Source organism: Chitinophaga sp. CF418 (assembly GCF_900142925.1).
Lineage (GTDB): Bacteria > Bacteroidota > Bacteroidia > Chitinophagales > Chitinophagaceae > Chitinophaga.
The window spans coordinates 159,899-181,366 of sequence record NZ_FRCN01000004.1; the positions used below are offsets into that span (position 1 = coordinate 159,899).

The window sequence follows — 21,468 nt, forward strand, 5'->3', positions numbered from 1 at the left end:
TCTTATTTCTAGTCGGGGGGTATTGTGTCTTTTAGTATTGAATCCGTTTAACAAAATAATATTTTAATAGACTGCACTTTCAGCCAGAAATTTCCATCTTCCTCTAGCCTGCATTCCTGTCAGCGTCATGATCTGCCGTTCACCTGGTAAAATATTTAGCGATAATCCATCTATGCCAAATGCATCTACCAGAAATTCACCAGTAGCTTTATTTTTCAGTTTGATTATATATTGGATCGGTAACCCGTCTTCACCGGTTACCGCTAGTGCTGTCTGATTAGAATGTAGCTTATTCTTTTCAAGGTTCGTCCAGGAAATACCGGTGTCGTCATAATCCGTCCCATTAAACTTGAATAGATATGCGTCTACATGTACATCATCTGCCTGTAATTCTGCAGGCAACTGATTAAATAAGAAAAATACAGCTGAATCAGCAGGTATATTTCCGTCACCGCCAGTCATAAAACTCTGTATACCTAACGTAGGGCTATATGCCAGTTTTAACATCAGTTTGTCACCGGCAAGTGCATTTACGACAGTATCCAGCAGCAGGCTGTCGGTCCCTGCCTTTTTAAATGAAATTGTACTTGATTGTCCAGCCGCCAGCATCAGAGGAGAAGAAATTCCCGCAACAGTTCCGGCAGAAAGTGAATCAACTTTGGTTTGTCCCACATATATATCAACATTAGCTGTGCCAGGCAATGCCAGCAGTTCAGCTGTAAAAGAAGCGAAGCTAAATTCGCTTACTGGTTCCCCCTTTTTGCATGCTGCCAGCAATACTAAAGCAGCCAATAAAATAACCTTTGAAAATCTCAGCATGTTTTTAATTTGTTTTTAAAGAAAGTGTGGAGAGACTTGCTCTCCACACTTATAGTGATGACCTCAGATCTTAGAGACGTACGAAACCGGCAGTCCAGTCAGCACCACCGAATGTGAATGCACCAGCAGCAAATGTGCGGGCATCGGAAGTAGCTGCTGGGTAGTAACCAGCTACAGTTCTTGCGAACGGATTAACCAGGCTGATACCTGTGTTCGGGTTAGTTCCGCTATAAGCACTGTTATCAACGGTAGCTTTGTTGTAGAAGTCTGCTAAAGAAGCATTAAGTTCATTAGCGTATGGAGCCCATGGAGTTGATACAGTTACATATGCATGCACCAGATTGTTACTCAGAGTAGAAAGACCTCTGAAGTAAGCAGATTTAGTGTTACCTAAAGCTGTATCAAGAGAAACACCAGTCAGGAAACCCATAACGACAGAGTTCTGAAGATTGAAACGAGCGCTTCTTCTGAAGTGTGCGCCACGACCATATTTACCAGTACCAGATGGCTGACCGTTAGTGATGCTGGCAGCAGCAATAGTTGGCTGACCGATGATAGTGATGTGGTTCAGAACTGGTTTGGTGAACGGAGTCTTAGTTGAATCGCCTGTAGACAGACCGTCGCACTCGATACCATTTGACTGGCTCTTGTCAGCACGTGCAGGATCGGAAACACCCAATGCAAAATTAATTGTACCGGTATAACCGTTGTCGAAATCGAACATGTCATCCAGTGGATCAACTGCGATCAGGTAAGAAGCGCTAACAGTACCACCAAAGAATTCGAATGCATCATCTTTTGATTTGTAAACTTCAACGTGGTTGATTGTAGTACCTGAACCAACACCGGCCAGAGTCAGACCGTTCAGTTCATTGTCAGTAGACAGTTCATAACCAGCATACTCGATTCTAACATAAGTCAGAACACCTGAGTTGTCAGTATTAACTGAACCACCATAGTAAGGACTTGCAGGAGGTGTACCACCGATACCTTCTACCAGAGCAGTATCTCCCTGGTTGATATCAGCTTTACCTAAGAGAACAATACCACCCCAGTCGCCAGATACAGGAGATGCCTGATCTGAAGTGAAGAGGATTGGAGCAGCCTGGGTACCAGCTGCATTGAGTTTAGAACCGCGGGTGATAACCAGTGTACCACCTGGAGCACCTTTAATACCCTGGATCAATGCACCTGGAGCGACGGTCAGTGTGGCGTTGTTAGAAACGTACACTATTCCACTCAGCTTGTAAATTTTACAATCACCCAGATACAGGTTAGAAGTGATTACACCGGAGATGGTGCTATCACCACAGGTGTGGTCAGCTGCAGCAGCTGTCAATGGACGGTCGTTTACGACATTGCTTTCTTTCTTACAAGCGGTGCTCAGTGCGATCAGAGCAGCAGCAACAGAAAGAATAAGAGAGTGTTTTCTCATGGGTTCTCGTTTTGAGTTTGTTTGTTTTTTGTGTTTGTGTCTAAGAATACTACCTGATCAGGGTTTTTTCTTGGGTTTACGCGTATGCAAAAATTTAGAAACTATATGTAAGAGTTGCACTATAAGTCCTGCCTGGTTTTGCCTGATAATCTATCCGGTCCTCTCCTTTTTTGTATAGCAGGTCTTTGACACTTGGGTCTTTCTCGTTATTACTGATAGCTGGGTCTTTATAAAAATTTCTGTAAACGATCGAATAGCTATTCAACAGATTAGAAACATTCAGACGCAGCTGCATTTTCTGTTTCAGCATTCTGATTGCCAGCTGTGCATCAAGTGCCTCCAGTGGACGCTCAAAAAGTGATTCGCTATAATACAGCGCCGGACGGAACATCCTGTTGCTGACATAGTTGTATACAAGGCTAAATGAAGCAGGTTTTACATCGTAATAGAATCCCGCATTTACCATGTAGTTACTAGCACCAGTCTGCGGCCTCTTCTCCTCTTTCCTCACAGATTCACTTGGGAGTACTTTATTGGGATCATTAGGGTCCATTCTGTTGAAATCAATATCCACAGGCGTTACACGTGAATCCAATGCTGTGAAGTTTCCATAAAGTGTGATATTCTTAATAACAGGCACATTTGTAAATGCCAGCGTCTTTCTTACTTCTATCTCCAGACCATAGTTCTTTGCTGTCCTGTTATTCTTGAGATTATATAACCTTATGTCGCCCTGTTTGTAAATCTCCATGGGGTCTTTAAAGTTTTTGTAGAACAGGGACGCTGATATTATTTCTCCCGGACCAGGATACCACTCGTAACGGAAATCAAAATGCTGTACAGTTGTTGACTTCACCAAAGCGCTTTCATATGCGCCACCTAACTCGAAATCATACTCACGGAAGAAGGAAAGCTCTCTGAGATCCGGACGAATGATACTCTTTGCATAAGACAACCGAAGATTCATCGCCGGAGTAACACTATAGGTCAGATTTGCAGAGGGGAAGAGATGCCAGTTGGGCTCACGGTTCAACAGCGCACTATAGTCCAGCTGATTGTTTCCACCCCTTGATGCGTTAATCTCTCTGAACACAGAATCCAATACGCTATTGATCTTATTGAGATTGAAATATTCTGCTCTTACACCCCATACCAATCTCCACTTTTCGTTGATCTTATTATCCAGCATTGCATACATACCATGCAATACTGCTGTTCTGTGAAAATCGTCAGTGAACCGGCTCAGGTAGATTTCACCACCTCTTTCCGGTGTAAACAACTGTGACAATGGTGGGTAATCCTCAGAATTAAAACCTTTAGATCCCGAATTCAACACATAGAACAGCCTGTTCTTGCTCCATCCTGAATAACCCACTTTAAAGGTATTGTCTGTCTGGAAGTTACCACCGCCGAATTTAAACGGAGCCGATAATGCAACATCCCAGTTGTAATCTTTCTCATACGCTCTGCTCCACCAACGTAAAGCGCCCTCACTGATACCACCGCTAAATGGTGATCTGATATTAAACTCATTAGAGGGCAGTTTGCTATCTTCCATTGTGGTAGCAAGGAACTGGTGATTGTCTGGCTTTTGCTTGTCCAGCAATACATAACTACCCAACCATTTGAGTTTGATACCACGTTTGCCTAAAGCCTGCTCCCCCTTTAATTGCGTTTGCCAGAGGGAAGTCTGTGTTGTGAGATCATAATATCCCAGCAAATGTCCGTTTGGATCAGCATGCTCACCTTCTCCAATCAGTAACTGCTGGTCCAGTGTACGGATGTAAATACTTTGCAGATTTAATCTCGTGCGATCACTTTTATAGCCGATGCCTACTAATCCTCCCAGGTTCGTGATAAATCCATATCTTTTACCGCTAAAACCACCGTCAAATCCATCCCTCGTCATTTCTATATCCTGTGTTTGAAACGTATTTCTGTAGCTCGCAGATGCCACAATACCAATTTGCCTGTTGCCAGTGAGTGGCAATACTTTTCCAGCTGATAACTGATAGTTCTGTGAAACCGGCGCTTTCATTTCATATACGCCCCAGTTATTGCTGAATTGCTTTACATCTTTATTGCCCGCTTCATATTTTGCAATAACGTCAGCAGAGCTATTCCACTTCTGCTGCCCCAGCAAATTCCTGTGATCGGAAGCTTTACCCCAATATTCCTTGCCTTCCAGCTTCAGGCTGCGGAAATTCTCACCAGTAGTCAGATTATTAATACTACCTCCTACACCTATGTTCAGGAAATTCTGCGCAGGCATGTCAAGCGTATTCACTTCCACCAGACCACCACCAAATTCAGCACTGCGATCTGGCGTTAATGTCTTTACTACAGTAACATTTTCTACTATATTCGAAGGGATAATATCGAAACTGAAGTTCTTTCTATTCAGTTCAGTGCTCGGCATTATCTGACCATTCAGTACTGCCTGATTATAACGCTCACTTAATCCTCTTACTACAACGTACTTATTGTCTACCGTAGACAGACCACTTACACGTTTCAAGACATCACCTATATTTTTATCGGGTGTCCGGCTGATCTGCTCAGCGCTGATACCATCCGTAATGGCAGCATTATTCTTCTGCAGCGCGTACAAACCCTCTACTGAGGCACGTTTGTAATTCCCGGTAACAGTAACTTCCTTTAACCGGGAACTGCTGCTCTTCATGATAATATCAAGTGGAGTGATCCCTCCTTCTTTCACTATCACTTCAGTCACTTTACGAGTGTCATAAGAAACATAACTGAATGTAAGTGTATAGGTACCTGGCGCCAGGTTCAATTCATATGTTCCGTCAACACTTGTCACAACTCCCAATCCGCCATCAGCCTGGATTGTGACACCAGGTAAGGGTTCATTTTTATTATCAACAATTTTCCCTTTTACACGTCCTTTTTCTTTATTGGACGATTTCTCCTGTTTACCTTGCTTCAGGGCAACGGTATTATTTGCAAAAACGATGTCTATCGGCGTATATAGATCCAGATAATTCAAAACCTGCCCCAGTGGCTGCCCATCGAATTTCACAGCTTCTAACGTACAATGTGCCAGATAATCCGGATCATACGCGAAAGTATAAGATGTCTGCTGCTCAAGTGATTTTACAACGGCTGCAGCATTCGTGTGTTGTAAATTCACTGATACTTTGTCCCCTAATGATTGATAAGATTGTCCCACTAACACAACAGGAAACCCTGCTGTTAAAAAACATAACAGGAAAGCTTTCCAACTGTGCATAACTCTCCCATTACAAAACCCCTTTGTAGATTTTTGCATACTTTAGAAATTGCTATTTAATAGTAAATAAATACAGGCCGGGTACTCTTTCCCCGATAAAATATGTTGTGACCTTTAAATTATTTTGCCGTAGTTATCTCATACGTGTTTTCGTCCTTCTTCTCAACCCGGAAACCATGTACATATCTTATAGCTTCCAGAATATATTCAATCGGTGCACCTGCCCGGAACACACCGGAGACTTTATATGATCTTTTTACAGTTTTGTCCATAACAATGTTACATCCATAACGGGATTGTAATTTAGCAAACACGTCTTCCAATGACGTTTTGTCAAATACGAGCTTTCCATTTTTCCAGTCCATTACTTCTCTGACATTGAACGCCACTGGCTTGAGGTAGTTATTTCCACCGTAGCGTATCATTTCTCCGGGCTTCAGTATAAGAGAGAATGATTCACTTATCACAGCTATCTTTCCATCCAGCAAGCTTACCTGAATGCTACTGTCAGCAAAATTGCCGGTAGAAATATTAAAAGAAGTACCTAGTGCTGTTGTTTTCAGTTTACCAGTATGAACACTGAAAGATTTCTTCGGATCCTGCGCTACTTCAAAAAATGCCTCGCCCTGTAACCAAACTTCCCTGCTGGTGTCATTATAGTTATAGGGATAAACTATCCTTGAATGAGGCGCCAACCAAACACGCGACCCATCCGTCATTGTCATTAACTTAATATTCCTGTCATTGTTGGTTAGCGTATCCCAGGTGAGTGCGAGCGTCACCTTCCCTCCATTTCGTTGCCTAAGCTGTAACAACCATGTACAAACACCCAAAAGCACCACCACTGCCGCAGCTACACTATACCACCGGCTGTAAACAACCGCTCCTTTCCTTCCTTTGCCAGCTGGGCTTACCAACGGTTCTATCTTTGTTTCCTCTTCGATCTCTTCATATATATTATCAAACCACTCATCTGCTTCGGGCGTTTCGGGCTGATCAAGATAAGCAGCAACCTGTTCAGCTTCTGCTGCTGTACAGTCACCCTTAAAATATCTTTCAAGTAATTGCTTATCTATTTTCATTATTGGTAAGTCGTAATCCAAATATTCAATCTACATAAAGAGAACGCTGGCCGAAGAAAGAAATACCAATGAGAAAACACGAGTTCATAATTCCTTAACATTAAAGCCTGAGAGTGGTCTTAATCTCCCCACTCTCCCCCCTACCCCTGCGGTTAAGCCCACCGTTCGCATATTTGCAGCGTTCGATATACCTGAGTATCCACTATGCGGTATTTACCCACCGAACACAAAAAAAGCGTATGGTAGATACCATACGCTTGTTGTTAAGATTGTCATGTGAATGTTCGAGAATGCAAATCGTGTAGGCTTTTAATGGTCATTATGGGGCTCAGAGATTTTGTTCAAATCATCTTCACTCCCACCCAATGAGAAATAATTGCCTTTATAAATATCTTTATTGAATATTGTTTTTGATGTTGTTTGTTGTCGGCATATAGTCTTCTAATGTTAACTTTCGTTTCTCAGTACGTGTTACCTATCGTCAAACAATGTTGATAAATATTTATTCATACATGCATCATTTAATGAATGTTTGAACATCTATTCTTTCCTTTCTACTCCTGTATTCTTGCGGGCTTCCACTTTAGTGAAATATGATAGGTTCCCTCCCCTTCTATTCATTGCTCTTTTGGAAAAGCAATGCTCTTTGTTGACAAAGGGTTTTCTATTCATACGTGTCGTTGCGTCAAGGGTTACACACAAATCAATCCTCTATTTCCGGAAGTCTTCATGCAAATTACATCAATTCACTGAAAGTTCCACAGCAGTCGGATAAATTTTCAACCGTTTTACATACAACTTTTGTGTCAGACCCGCATTATTAGTTGTCCATATTAGTTTTCCCGTACTCTCCGAGCTGTTTTTTGTGTCTTCATGGCCAGATAATACAGCGGGAAACCAATAATGATGATCAATAATCCGGATAAAGCATAGCCGCTCTCAAAACGTAGTAACAATAATGCCAGTACGGATGCTACCACAATATATATCATTGGTAATACAGGATAACCAAATGCTTTATAGGGACGTGGAATATCCGGACGCTTGTTGCGTAACACAAAGATACCAGCAATTGTGATAACATAAAAAATTAGTACACCAAAAATTACCATTACCAGCAAATCGTTGTATTTACCAGTCAGACATAACAATGATGCCCACACGCATTGTATCCATAACCCGTTGGCTGGTACATTATCTTTATTCAGCTCAGCTGCTTTTTTAAAGAACAGCCCGTCCTCGGCCATTGTATAGTAAATACGGGCGCCAGACAGGATCAGTCCATTGTTACATCCGAAAGTGGATACCATGATCATTACTGCGATCACCAGGGAACCACTTCCGCCAAAGATCTGCTCAGCAGCAACAACAGCTACACGGTCTTTCGCTGCAAAAGCAATATCATGCATTGGCAGCACCGCCAGGTACATCAGGTTGGCGCTTACATATACGATAGTCACCAGCAGCGTACCCAGGAATAACGCACGTCCTATATTCTTCTGCGGATTTTTAATCTCTGCTGCAATGAAGGTAATATTGTTCCAGGCATCACTGCTGAACAATGACCCTTTCATAGAAATCGCAATAGCACCACATAAAGCAAGTCCGGATAACAGTGACGTAGCAACCTGCCCATCCACTTGCGTCAGGCTCACAGCGTCCCAGGCATTCGCCCAGTTAGCATTCCATACTTCCTGTTTCGCTCCCAGCAGGAACCCGAATATGATCAGTCCAAACAAGGAGAGCAGTTTTGCCAGCGTAAATACTGTCTGGATAATCTTACCGTTCTTAATACCACGTGTATTGATCCAGGTAAGCAATATAATAGAAATGATAGCCACGATCTGCGCTGCTGACACCTTTACCAAACCCGCGTCCAGCAATATATGCTCTTCACTGAAGGCCGGGATAATGTAAGAGGAAAACTTGGCAAACGCCACGGCCACTGCCGCAATAGTCCCTGTCTGGATCACGCTGAATTGTGTCCAGCCGAACAGAAAGGCTACCAATGGGTTATAAGCTTCACGCAGGTAAACATATTGTCCACCTGCTTTTGGGTACATACCAGACAACTCTCCATAACTCACCGCAGCGATAATCGTAACGATACCACCTAATACCCACATTAACGTTAACCAACCCGCAGAGCCCACATTACGGGCAATTTCTGCAGATACAAGAAATACGCCGGAGCCTATCATCGAACCGGCTACGATCATGGTTGCGTCCAGTAAACTTAAACTGGGACGAAAAGCTGAGTTGTGGTTTTCCATATGTTCTGTGTGTGTCTATATGATTAAAAAAATCCCGTCTCAGTAATGTTTACGAGACGGGATTCCAATTTATAATTATTTTTTAAACGTTTTTGCTATAGCAACTATTATTTTTTCTCAGTAGCTGATGCATTTGCTTCGTTCAGACCCTTAATTACTTCATTTGTAATATCATACTTCTCATCCTTGTACAAAACATTGCTGGCTCCGGTACGGTAAGAAAGAATATAGGCATAACGTTTATTACTGTTATACTTTGCCAGGAAATCGTTCAGCCTTTTCTGCAGCTCTTCGTTAAACTTGTTTTCCTGCTCTGCATACTGGGAACGCATGTTCTGCGCCTTACCTTCCAGCTGCTGCTGTTTGTTATATAAAGCACGCTGAGTTGCTTCACCTTCTGCCTGCGTCATGCCATTAGCTTTGCGTTGAAAATCAGCAGCTTCGTTCTGTAATGCACGCACATTGGCCTGCAGTTCATTGTCAATAGCCTGCTGTTTCTTCTCTAACTCAGACTTTTTCTCCTTGAAATATTCATAATGAGCTTCAACGGTATCGATATCCACATATGCAATGATAAAACTGCTATTAGATGCAACACTGCCGTCCTTGGCAGCTGCCGCCGGACTATTGTCTCCCTGTTTGTTAGGCTGCTGGCAAGCAATAAATGTTCCGGCTGTCAGTACCGTTAATAATCCGCTTTTCACAAGTTGTTTAGTAGTGCGCATGTTGTTAGGTGGATTTTTTAATCTCCTTAAATACATTTTTAAAATTGAACGGCTAAAATAAGGTTTTTAGATGATTATACTTAGTCCCCCACTTTCTTAACAACACTTTCACATATAAATTTTTTCCCTGCTCCGGAAGCTGCTTTTAATGCACGAACGTCGTCAGTTTGAAGGAATCCGCCTTCAAAGCATTTCCATAGCCGATAATAGTATACTGCTTCTGGTCCTGTATTTCATAGCTATGGCTGTTGGCCCCCATAAGACTCAGGCTGGAGTCAGCATAACGGACGTCCACATTACGTGTTCCAACCGGCACTTCTGCAAAATCAGTGGCCGCCTGGTAACTCTGACGCCGGAAAAGCCGCAGATTGTCCACATAAATGTCCAGGGTCAGCCTCGAAACCGCATTTACATAAGTATCACTCAGGTTAATGAACCTCACTTTACCATAACTGGGCCTGGATGCCCCCAGGTTATCTTCAACAAGCGTCAGTTGCAGCGTATTACTGTTATTCTGAGACAGGAATACGGAATAATAATGCCCGTTTCGTAAACTGACCTCACCACCACCTATTGGTACCGTATGATTTCCCGTACGATAGATCCGGAGCGTATAACGTTTTGCCTGGAATGCATGATAGCCCGTACTTTCACCATATCCCAGTTCAGTGCCAATACTGGTGGTGTCTATCGTCACATCAAATTCCTGGTTAGGTACCGCTGTAAAAAAATTGATGTTGGAACTGGTATCCGGTATAGAGCTGTCAGTGTCTTTACTGCAGGCAATAATACCTGCTACTATTAATAACAATACTAAATAGAGCCGTTGCTTCATGACTATCATCCGGTAGTTTAATTGACGGAAAGTTACAGGTAAAAAAAATGTCCCGTGCGTAGTGCCGGGACATTTTTTTTATACATGAGTGTATCTCTTCTATTCCTCTTCGTCAAACTGGAACACTTCTTTGGAAGACGCCAGGATATCATATTCTTCTTTGGAACCTACGATCATGTTTTCGAACTCACGCAGACCAGTACCTGCAGGTATCAGGTGACCGGTGATTACGTTTTCTTTCAGGCCAAGCATATCATCTGTTTTACCGTTGATGGCTGCAGAAGACAGTACTTTGGTTGTTTCCTGGAAGGACGCTGCAGAGATCCAGCTGTGAGTACCCAGGGACGCCTTGGTAATACCCTGTAACAGCGGGCTGGAGGTAGCCGGTTTTGCATCACGGAATTCCACCAGTTTCTTATCTGCACGACGCAGCAGGGAGTTCTCTTCCCTTACCTGACGCAGCGTAACGATCTGACCAGCTTTCAGCGTAGTAGATTCACCTGCTTCGGTAACCACCTTCTTATCGAAGATGTTGTCGTTTTCTTCAAAGAATTCAAATTTATCGGTAGTGTCACCTTCCAGGAAGCGGGTATCGCCCGGATCCTCGATGTTCACTTTACGCATCATCTGACGTACGATCACCTCAATGTGCTTGTCGTTGATCTTCACACCCTGTAAACGGTATACTTCCTGTATCTCATTTACCAGATATTCCTGAACGGCAAACGGTCCTTTGATGGACAGGATGTCCGCAGGTGTGATGGAACCATCAGACAGCGCTGTACCTGCTTTCACGAAGTCACCGTCCTGTACCAGGATGTGACGTGTCAATGGCACCAGGTATTTCTTGATATGACCTTCACGGCTTTCGATGATGATCTCACGGTTACCACGTTTGATGTTACCGAAAGCTACCACACCATCAATTTCAGATACGATGGCAGGATTGCTTGGGTTACGTGCTTCAAACAGTTCAGTTACACGTGGCAGACCACCCGTGATGTCGCGCAGTTTACCGAGTATACGAGGGATCTTAACAATTACCTGACCAGCTCTTACAGCTTCACCCTCTTCAATTACGATGTGGGAGCCTACCGGCAGGTTATAAGATTTCACCTCTTTATTACCATCTACATAGATAGACGGGATCTTGTTCTTATCCTTTGTTTCAATTACCACTTTCTCACGGTGACCAGTCTGCTCGTCAGCTTCTTCACGGAAGGTGATACCTTCGATGATGCTGTCGAAACGGATGTTACCCGCGATTTCAGATACGATAACGGCGTTGTATGGATCCCATGTACAGATCATGTCACCTTTCGCAACTTTCTGTCCGTCTTTCACCAGCAGGGTAGAACCGTACGGAATGTTGTTAGTGATCAGCAACCTGTCGTTCTTCACGTCCATGATACGTAATTCACCGGTACGGCCAATTACCACCTGCACTTTCTCTCCTTCGTTGTTTTCGTATGTAGTAGTACGCAGACCATCGAACTGCACTGTACCGTCGAATTTAGCCTGTAAGCCGGTATCCACGGAAGTAGAACCAGCCACACCACCCACGTGGAAGGTACGCAGTGTCAGCTGTGTACCAGGCTCACCGATGGACTGTGCTGCGATAATACCTACAGCATCACCACGCTGGGTTACATAACCCGTAGCGAGGTTCTTACCGTAACATTTCACGCACACCCCTCTGCGGCTTTCGCAGGTCAGTACGGAACGGATCTCTACAGTATCGATAGCGCTATCTTCAATACGGTGAGCGATATCTTCGTTGATCAGGCTACCTGCTTCAACGATAATTTCCTCTGTATGAGGATCGAATACGTCGTGCAGGGAAGTACGGCCAAGGATACGGTCGTACAGCGGCTCAACCACCTCTTCGTTATCTTTCAGTGCGGAAGTCGCAATACCACGCAGGGTACCGCAATCTTCTTCATTAATTACCACATCCTGTGCTACGTCCACCAGACGACGGGTCAGGTAACCCGCATCCGCCGTTTTCAGTGCCGTATCCGCAAGACCCTTACGGGCACCGTGCGTAGAGATGAAGTATTCCAATACGTTCAGACCATCCTTAAAGTTGGACAGGATCGGGTTCTCGATGATCTCAGAACCGGTAGATCCACTCTTACGCGGTTTTGCCATCAATCCCCTCAGACCAGCCAGCTGTTTGATCTGCTGTTTGGAACCACGCGCACCTGAGTCAAGCATCATGTACACAGAGTTGAAGCCCTGTTTGTCATTGGCCAGCTCACGGATCAGCGTTTCAGTTACTTTGGTGTCCACACGTGACCAGATATCGATGATCTGGTTATAACGTTCGTTATTCGTGATCAGACCCATGTTATAGTTATCCCATACTTCATCAACTTCACTGGCAGCGCCATCGATCATGTGCTGTTTCACCTCTGGGATGATCAGGTCATTGATGTTAAAGGACAATCCACCACGGAATGCGGTACGGAAACCAAGCTGTTTGATATCATCCAGGAACTTCGCAGTTTTAGGGATATCAGTATACTTGATGATGTCACCGATGATCTCACGCAGGGACTTTTTAGTCAGCAGTGCATTCACATAACCAGCTTCTTTTGGAACGTGCTGGTTGAAGATCACACGGCCTACAGTTGTTTCGATCAGTTTAGTTTCCAGTTCATCCTTCTCATTACGTATAGTCGCTCTTACACGGATGTTCGCATGCAGGTTCACTCTCTGCTCGTTATAAGCAATGATCACCTCTTCTGCAGAATAGAAAGCCTTACCTTCTCCTTCTACTTTTTCAGTAGGAGTAGATTTCTTGCCTTTGGTGATGTAGTACAGCCCCAATACCATGTCCTGTGAAGGCAGGGTGATAGGCGTACCGTTCTGCGGGTTGAGGATGTTGTGTGATGACAGCATCAGTAACTGTGCTTCCAGTATCGCAGCATTGCTGAGCGGTACGTGCACGGCCATCTGGTCACCATCAAAGTCGGCGTTGAACGCAGAACACACCAGTGGGTGGAGCTGGATCGCTTTACCTTCCACCAGTTTAGGCTGGAACGCCTGTATAGACAAACGGTGCAGGGTCGGAGCACGGTTGAGCATTACAGGATGTCCTTTCAGTACATTCTCCAGGATATCCCAAACCACTGCTTCTTTTCTGTCAACCAGCTTTTTCGCTGATTTTACCGTTTTAACGATACCTCTTTCTATCAGTTTACGGATGATAAACGGTTTGAACAACTCAGCCGCCATATCCTTAGGCAAACCACACTCGTGCAGTTTCAGTTCAGGCCCTACCACGATAACGGAACGACCGGAGTAGTCAACACGTTTACCCAACAGGTTCTGACGGAAACGACCTTGTTTACCTTTCAGTACGTCAGACAGGGATTTCAGTGCACGTCCACCTTCTGCTTTCACCGCATTTGACTTACGGGAGTTATCGAAGAGGGAGTCAACTGCTTCCTGCAGCATACGTTTTTCGTTACGTAAGATCACCTCTGGCGCCTTGATCTCGATCAGACGTTTCAGACGGTTGTTACGGATGATCACCCTGCGGTACAGGTCGTTCAGGTCGGAAGACGCGAAACGGCCACCATCCAATGGAACTAACGGACGCAGTTCTGGTGGTACTACAGGAATATATTGCATCACCATCCATTCAGGACGGTTTTCAACACGACCATTTGCTTCACGGAAAGCTTCTACCACGCTCAGACGTTTCAGGGCTTCTGCCTTACGTTGCTGGCTGGTTTCAGTTGCCGCCTGGTTACGCAGCTGGTAAGAAAGGCTATCCAGATCAATTCTGGCCAGCATCATTTCTACCGCTTCAGCACCCATCTTGGCGATGAATTTGTTTGGATCCTCGTCAGGCAACATTTGGTTGTCTTTCGGCAGGGTATCCAGTATGTCGAGATATTCTTCTTCTGTCAGCAGGTCGCCGTAGTTCAGGCCTTTCTCCTGTTTAGCGCCAGCCTGTATGATCACATACCTTTCGTAGTAAACGATGGTTTCGAGTTTCTTGGAACTCATCCCCAGCAGGTAACCGATCTTATTAGGTAATGATTTAAAGTACCAGATGTGTACAACAGGCACAACCAGGCGGATGTGACCCATTCTTTCACGACGTACCTTTTTCTCAGTCACTTCCACACCGCAACGGTCACACACGATACCCTTGTAACGGATACGTTTGTATTTTCCGCAATAGCACTCATAGTCCTTTACGGGGCCGAAGATCCTTTCACAGAATAAACCATCACGCTCCGGCTTATAAGTACGGTAGTTGATGGTTTCCGGCTTCAGCACTTCCCCATATGAGCGCTCCAGGATTGAATCCGGAGAAGCCAGACTAATGGTAATGCTGCTAAAGTTTGATTTAGGACGATTTTCTTTCTTGATGGCCATATATGTTGTTTAAAGAAAATTCACATGTTATTCAGTCCGCGGGCATAGACAAAGTCCATGGAGACCGTGTCTGACTATCTAAAGCCTAAGGCCCATAGTCTAAAGCGGTTGCTTAGGACTATGGACCATCAACTTATGGACTAATATTAATCAAATTTCAAATCCAGACCCAGACCACGGAGCTCATGTATCAATACATTGAATGATTCCGGTACGCCTGCTTTTGGTATGTTATCGCCTTTAACGATAGACTCATATGCTTTGGCACGGCCTACAATGTCATCAGACTTAATGGTTAACAGTTCCTGCAGGATATTGGATGCACCATATGCTTCCAGTGCCCACACCTCCATCTCACCAAAACGCTGACCACCGAACTGCGCCTTACCACCCAATGGCTGTTGTGTAATGAGACTGTACGGTCCGATAGAACGGGCGTGCATCTTATCATCAACCATGTGGCTCAGTTTGAGCATGTAGATAACACCCACGGTAGCTTTCTGGTGGAAACGCTCACCGGTTTCGCCATCATACAGGTAAGTATGGCCGAAGCTTGGCAGACCTGCTTCGTCGATATAGTTGGCTATTTCTTCTGTAGTAGCACCATCAAAGATTGGCGTTGCAAACCTTATTCCCAGTTTCAGACCAGCCCAACCCAGTACTGTTTCGTAAATCTGTCCAAGGTTCATACGGGAAGGTACGCCCAATGGGTTCAGTACGATATCTACCGGTGTACCGTCTTCCAGGAATGGCATGTCCTCATCACGAACGATCTTGGCAACAATACCCTTGTTACCGTGACGGCCCGCCATCTTATCACCCACTTTCAGCTTACGTTTGCTGGCCAGGTATACCTTCGCCAGTTTCAGTACGCCTGCTGGCAGCTCATCACCAATTGAAATGTTGAACTTCTCACGTTTGTAACGTCCCAGTTCTTCATTATACTTGATGTTATAGTTGTGCAGCAGTGTGTTGATCTGATCGTTGGTCACCTCGTCGGTGGTCCAGCCGAGCGGATTCACATTCTGGAAGTCGATGTTTGCCAGGTTCTTGGCAGAGAATTTAGAGCCTTTGGAGATCAATACTTCACCGTAAGTGTTGGTGATACCCTGAGAGGTTTTATCCTTCAGCAGTGTCAGCAACTTACTCATCAGCACTTCCAGCAGGTCTTCTTCGTTCTTCTGGTGTACTTTTTCCAGTTTCTCCAGGGCCGCTTTTTCACGGGTCTTGGAGTTCTTATCTTTCTTGGCGCGGCTGAACAGTTTCTTGTCAATTACCACACCTTCTGTGCTTGGAGGCGCCTTCAGGGAAGCGTCTTTCGCATCAGAAGCCTTGTCACCGAAGATCGCACGCAGCAATTTTTCTTCAGGAGAAGGATCAGATTCACCACGTGGGGTGATCTTACCGATCAGGATATCTCCCTCTTTAATGTGCGCACCAACACGGATGATACCGTTCTGGTCCAGATCTTTGGTAGCTTCTTCACTTACGTTCGGAATATCCGGGGTCAGTTCTTCCTCACCCAGTTTCGTGTCACGTACTTCCAGCTCGTATTCGTCGATGTGGATGGAAGTGAAGAGGTCTTCACGGCCCACACGCTCAGAGATTACGATCGCATCCTCAAAGTTGTAACCTTTCCATGGCATGAACGCCACTTTCATGTTACGGCCCAGCGCCAGTTCACCACCACGGGTAGCATAACCTTCTGTGAGGAAGTCTCCTTCTACCAGCTGCTGTCCTTTCTTAACGGCAGGACGCAGGTTGATACAGGTGCTCTGGTTGGTTTTAACGAACTTGGTCAGCTGATATATTTTCAGGTCATCTTCAAATGACACGAGTTTCTGCATTTCATCACGCTCGTAACGAACATGAATTTCATTTGCATCCACGAATTCAACCACACCTTTACCTTCAGCGGTGATCTGCAGACGGGAGTCGCGCGCTGCTTTACCTTCCAGACCGGTACCTACGATAGGCACCTGCGGATTGATCAGCGGTACGGCCTGACGTTGCATGTTTGATCCCATCAAAGCACGGTTGGCGTCATCGTGTTCCAGGAACGGAATCAGGGAGGCGCTCAGACCCACGATCTGGTTCGGAGCAACGTCCATGTATTCAACCTCACCTTTATCGAGGATCGGGAAGTCACCGGTTTCACGGGATTTCACCTTGTCATTGATAAAGTGGCCGCCTTCATCCAATGGTGCGTTTGCCTGTGCAATCTTTACAGAATCTTCTTCTTCCGCGCTCAGGAACTGTACCTTATCCATGTCAACTTTACCATCATTCACCTTACGGTAAGGCGTTTCGATAAAGCCCATGTCATTCACTTTCGCGTGTACGCAAAGCGTGGAGATCAGACCGATGTTCGGACCTTCCGGTGTTTCAATGGTACACAGACGGCCATAGTGGCTATAGTGTACGTCACGCACCTCGAAACCTGCCCTTTCACGGCTAAGACCACCGGGTCCGAGTGCAGAGATACGACGCTTGTGCGTGATCTCAGACAGCGGGTTAGTCTGATCCAGGAACTGGCTCAGCTGGCTGGTACCGAAGAAGGAGTTGATTACGGAAGACAGTGTCCTTGCATTGATCAGGTCCACCGGAGTGAACACCTCATTATCACGAACGTTCATTCTTTCACGGATGGTACGGGCCATACGGGCCAGACCAACACCAAACTGCGCATATAACTGTTCGCCCACGGTACGCACCCTACGGTTGCTCAGGTGATCGATATCATCGATCTCCGCTTTACTGTTGGTGAGCTGTACCAGGTATTTAATGATCGCGATGATATCTTCTTTGGTCAGCACCTTCATGTTCAGCGGTGTAGGCAGACCCAGTTTCCTGTTGATCTTGTAACGGCCTACATCTCCGAGGTCATAACGCTTGTCAGAGAAGAATAATTTATCGATGATACCCCTTGCTGTTTCATCATCCGGCGCATCGGCACCGCGTAACTGGCGGTAGATGTGCTGAACGGCTTCCAGCTCAGAGTTAGATGTATCTTTATTTAAAGTATTGTAAATGATGGAGAAGTCGCCGCTCACCTCTTCTTTCTGCACAAACACGCTCTTCACGCCCATATCCACGATCGTCTCGATATTCGCTTCGTCCAGGATACTGTCACGCTCCAGCATGATCTCATTACGCTCGATGCTCACTACCTCACCGGTGTCCTCATCTACGAAATCTTCTACCCAGCTTCTGAGTACGCGTGCACCCAGTTTCTTACCGGCATATTTTTCCAGGCTCTTCTTGTCTGCTTTTACTTCGTCAGCCATTCCAAAGAGCTGCAGAATGTCCTTATCTGTTTCGTAGCCGATCGCACGCAGAAGGGTAGTTACAGGGAACTTCTTCTTACGGTCGATGTAAGCGTACATCACATTGTTAATGTCAGTTGCAAACTCCATCCATGCCCCTTTGAACGGAATCACCCTTGCAGAGTAGATTTTAGTACCGTTTGGATGTATGGACTGTCCGAAGAATACACCAGGAGAACGGTGGAGCTGAGATACTACCACGCGCTCTGCGCCGTTGATCACGAATGTACCTCTAGGAGTCATGTAGGGTATATTCCCAAGGAATACGTCCTGCACAATCGTCTGGAAGTCAACGTGCTCCTCATCGTTACAGCTCAGGCGTAACTTCGCCTTCAGCGGTACAGAATAGGTAAGCCCACGTTCAATACATTCCTCTATAGTATATCGCGGAGGGTCTACAAAGTAGTCCAGAAACTCCAGATTAAAGATGTTGCGGGTATCTGTAATCGGGAAGTTCTCCTTAAATACTTTAAAAAGGCCTTCATTGTTACGTTTGTCTGGTGTGGTTTCTAACTGGAAGAAATCCTTGAAAGATTGGATTTGGATAGCCAACAGATCCGGTGTCTCAGTAACTTGTTTGATCTTTCCAAAATTTACTCTTTCGTTTGTTTGGGCTTTTTTTAGAGACATATTCGAAGTTAGCAGTTATATTAACTTATATAATATTGTGAAGTAAATCACAACATGAATCGGGGAAATTAAGACATCTTTGCCAAATACCCTCAAAAATTTCTGTCTTCTCTGCTGTGTCAAATCCACCGACCTGGTGATTCCCCCTTTTTGACGCTCCGAAAAGACACTTTCCCAAAGGGAAGAAGGCCAAAAGTGCCAGAAGCACTTTTGACCTTTATAAAGAGGTATCCTTTAAGCAAAGATTACTGAATTTCAACTTCAGCACCAGCTTCTGTCAGCTTAGCTTTCAGATCTTCTGCCTCAGCTTTGGAAACGCCTTCTTTCAGTGGTTTAGGCGCACCGTCTACCAGTTCCTTAGCTTCTTTCAGACCAAGGCCGGTCAGATCTTTAACGATCTTAACTACGTTCAGTTTGCTAGCACCTGCACTTTTCAGGATAACGTTGAAGGCAGTTTTTTCTTCAGCAGCAGCAGCACCGCCACCACCATCTGTAGAAACTATAACTGCAGCAGCAGCTGGTTCGATACCGTATTCAGATTTCAGGAAATCAGCCAGTTCTTGTACTTCCTTAACAGTTAAACCTACTAATTGTTCGGCTAAAGCTTTAACGTCTGCCATTGTATAATGTTTTTAAGAATTTTAAAGATTGTAATAATTTATATTGTGACTTGGAAGCCAGTGTTATTTTGCGCGCCTGTCAAGGCTTTCAGCCAATTACTCAGCTGCAGGTGCTTCTGCGCCAGCACCTTCTTTCTTAGCTTTCTCAAGCAAGCCAGCGAGAACGCGTTTTGCAGGAGATTGCAACAGACCGATAACGTCTCCAATGAGTTCGTTCTTGGTCTTGATTTTCACCAGGTTAGCCAGTTGAGCATCGCCAGTGTAAACTTCATCACCTACGAAAGCCGCTTTCAGCTCAGGTTTTTCTGTTTTCTTGTTTTCCTTACGGAAAGAAGAGATGATCAGAGCCGGCTCTTTAGGGCTGTCAGAGAACATCAGGGCAGTAACGCCGTTCAGCGCGTCGTATACACCTGTATATTTCTCAGCATCCAGAGATTCCAGCGCCTTGCGGATCAGGGTGTTCTTAGCCACCTTCATTTCTACATTCTTGTCGAAACAAACCTTTCTCAGGTTGTTTACCTGCGCAACGGTCAGAGACTCGGTGTTGGTGATGTAGAAGTTGTTATATTGAGAGAACTTGCTTTTCAGCAGTTCAATCGCTTCGTTTTTTTGATCTTTGTTCATAGCTTTTGTCAATTTGTTGATTTGCCTGATACTACCGGCCAATCATTAGTTTTGAACAGATTTTGTGTCAACTGTAATGCTCGGGCTCATTGTGCTCGCCATAGACAGTCCTTTCAGGTAAGTACCTTTCGCTGTAGCTGGTTTCAGCTTGATGATAGCGTTGATCAACTCCTGAGAATTCTGTTCGATCTTGTCAGAAGCAAATGATACACGGCCAATTGAAGCGTGGATGATACCTGCTTTATCCACTTTGAAAGTAATCTTACCGCCTTTCACCTCGTTAACTGCAGCTGCTACGTCATTGGTAACAGTACCAGTCTTAGGGTTCGGCATCAGGTTACGTGGACCCAGGATCTTACCCAGTTTACCGATCTTAGGCATCACAGCAGGAGTTGCTACGATAACATCAACATCGGTCCAACCACCTTCAATCTTCTGGATGAATTCGTCCAGACCAACAAAATCAGCACCAGCTTCTTTTGCTGCAGCTTCTTTATCAGGAGTGCAAAGAACCAGTACACGCTTTGTTTTACCAGTACCGTGGGGAAGCGTTACGGAACCACGGATAGCCTGGTCTGCTTTCTTGGGATCTACGCCCAGACGGATATGTATATCGACAGAACTGTCGAATTTAGTGCAGTTAATATCTTTTACAAGTGTGGAAGCTTCTTTCAGGCTATAAACCTTGTTCTTGTCCACCTTTGTATCGGCTGCTTTTCTTTTCTTAGTTGCCATTGCAAAATGTTTTAAAAAGTTAACCTGCTTTCAACAGGGTGACACAATTAATTCCAGGGAGCGTTACCGTCTACTGTGATACCCATAGAACGGGCAGTACCAGCTACCATTTTCATGGCGCTTTCCTTGGTGAAACAGTTCAGGTCAGCCATTTTGTCCTGAGCTATTGCCTCAACCTGTGCCCAGGTAACTTTACCAACCTTGTTACGGTTAGGCTCTTTGGAACCACTCTGCAATTTGGCGGCTTCCAGCAGCTGTACAGCAGCAGGAGGCGTCTTAATTACGAAATCAAATGACTTGTCAGTGTAAACAGTCAGTAATACAGGTAATACCTTACCCATCTTATCTTGGGTACGGGCATTGAACTGCTTACAGAACTCCATGATGTTCACACCTTTAGAACCCAATGCGGGACCGATCGGAGGTGCAGGGTTGGCCTGGCCGCCTTTCACCTGCAATTTCACGTACGTAGCGATCTCTTTTGCCATGTTATAAAGTTTAATTTGGTGAAAACGTCTCGTCATTGACGGGACTCCCAAAACTAAAAGGAGAAAATTTACTTACTAATAAAGAGAAAATTTACCTTTTGAAGGGGATGCAAAGGTATATAATAATGAATTAAATCTCAAAAAGAATTTGCTTTCGGGCATTCTTTTTGCTATTATAATCAGTTCGGGTCGAAAATTTTACAATTCTATTGCAAAAGTATTTTATCT

Annotated in this window: 13 protein-coding genes; all 13 read right to left on the reverse strand. The window is 44.8% G+C overall.

What is annotated here, in order from left to right; genetic code table 11:
• Positions 1-63: 63 nt before the first annotated feature.
• Complete coding sequence (locus F3I09_RS10720; RefSeq protein ID WP_149695044.1) at positions 64-819, reverse strand: DUF4397 domain-containing protein; 756 nt, start codon at positions 817-819, stop codon at positions 64-66.
• 70 nt (positions 820-889) lie between these two features.
• The gene (locus tag F3I09_RS10725) at positions 890-2,254 is read right to left on the reverse strand and encodes a hypothetical protein (protein WP_149695045.1); all 1,365 of its coding nucleotides are present in this window, start codon (positions 2,252-2,254) and stop codon (positions 890-892) included.
• Positions 2,255-2,348: 94 nt separating this feature from the next.
• The gene (locus F3I09_RS10730; protein ID WP_149695046.1) at positions 2,349-5,507 is read right to left on the reverse strand and encodes a TonB-dependent receptor domain-containing protein; all 3,159 of its coding nucleotides are present in this window, start codon (positions 5,505-5,507) and stop codon (positions 2,349-2,351) included.
• Positions 5,508-5,626: 119 nt separating this feature from the next.
• Positions 5,627-6,589 carry a FecR family protein gene (locus tag F3I09_RS10735; RefSeq protein WP_149695047.1) on the reverse strand — a complete coding sequence of 321 codons (963 nt, stop codon included), beginning with the start codon at positions 6,587-6,589 and terminating at the stop codon, positions 5,627-5,629.
• 833 nt (positions 6,590-7,422) lie between these two features.
• Positions 7,423-8,862, reverse strand: coding sequence for an APC family permease (locus tag F3I09_RS10740; protein ID WP_149695048.1), 1,440 nt, complete (start codon positions 8,860-8,862; stop codon positions 7,423-7,425).
• 107 nt (positions 8,863-8,969) lie between these two features.
• The gene (locus F3I09_RS10745; RefSeq protein ID WP_188133765.1) at positions 8,970-9,587 is read right to left on the reverse strand and encodes an OmpH family outer membrane protein; all 618 of its coding nucleotides are present in this window, start codon (positions 9,585-9,587) and stop codon (positions 8,970-8,972) included.
• Positions 9,588-9,732: 145 nt separating this feature from the next.
• Positions 9,733-10,422, reverse strand: coding sequence for a DUF4397 domain-containing protein (locus tag F3I09_RS10750; protein ID WP_188133766.1), 690 nt, complete (start codon positions 10,420-10,422; stop codon positions 9,733-9,735).
• Between the two features lie 99 nt (positions 10,423-10,521).
• Positions 10,522-14,817, reverse strand: a complete 4,296-nt coding sequence (rpoC, locus tag F3I09_RS10755; protein WP_149695051.1) for a DNA-directed RNA polymerase subunit beta' — start codon at positions 14,815-14,817, stop codon at positions 10,522-10,524.
• A 146-nt stretch (positions 14,818-14,963) separates the two neighbouring features.
• Entirely contained in the window at positions 14,964-18,773 is a 3,810-nt protein-coding gene (gene rpoB / locus F3I09_RS10760) for a DNA-directed RNA polymerase subunit beta (protein ID WP_149695052.1), read from the reverse strand.
• A 245-nt stretch (positions 18,774-19,018) separates the two neighbouring features.
• Positions 19,019-19,393 carry a 50S ribosomal protein L7/L12 gene (gene rplL / locus F3I09_RS10765; RefSeq protein ID WP_149695053.1) on the reverse strand — a complete coding sequence of 125 codons (375 nt, stop codon included), beginning with the start codon at positions 19,391-19,393 and terminating at the stop codon, positions 19,019-19,021.
• Between the two features lie 96 nt (positions 19,394-19,489).
• Entirely contained in the window at positions 19,490-20,017 is a 528-nt protein-coding gene (gene rplJ / locus F3I09_RS10770; RefSeq protein ID WP_149695054.1) for a 50S ribosomal protein L10, read from the reverse strand.
• Positions 20,018-20,062: 45 nt separating this feature from the next.
• Positions 20,063-20,752, reverse strand: coding sequence for a 50S ribosomal protein L1 (rplA, locus tag F3I09_RS10775; RefSeq protein ID WP_149695055.1), 690 nt, complete (start codon positions 20,750-20,752; stop codon positions 20,063-20,065).
• A 47-nt stretch (positions 20,753-20,799) separates the two neighbouring features.
• On the reverse strand, positions 20,800-21,240 hold the full coding sequence (gene rplK / locus F3I09_RS10780; RefSeq protein WP_149695056.1) for a 50S ribosomal protein L11: 441 nt from the start codon (positions 21,238-21,240) through the stop codon (positions 20,800-20,802).
• Positions 21,241-21,468 lie beyond the last annotated feature (228 nt).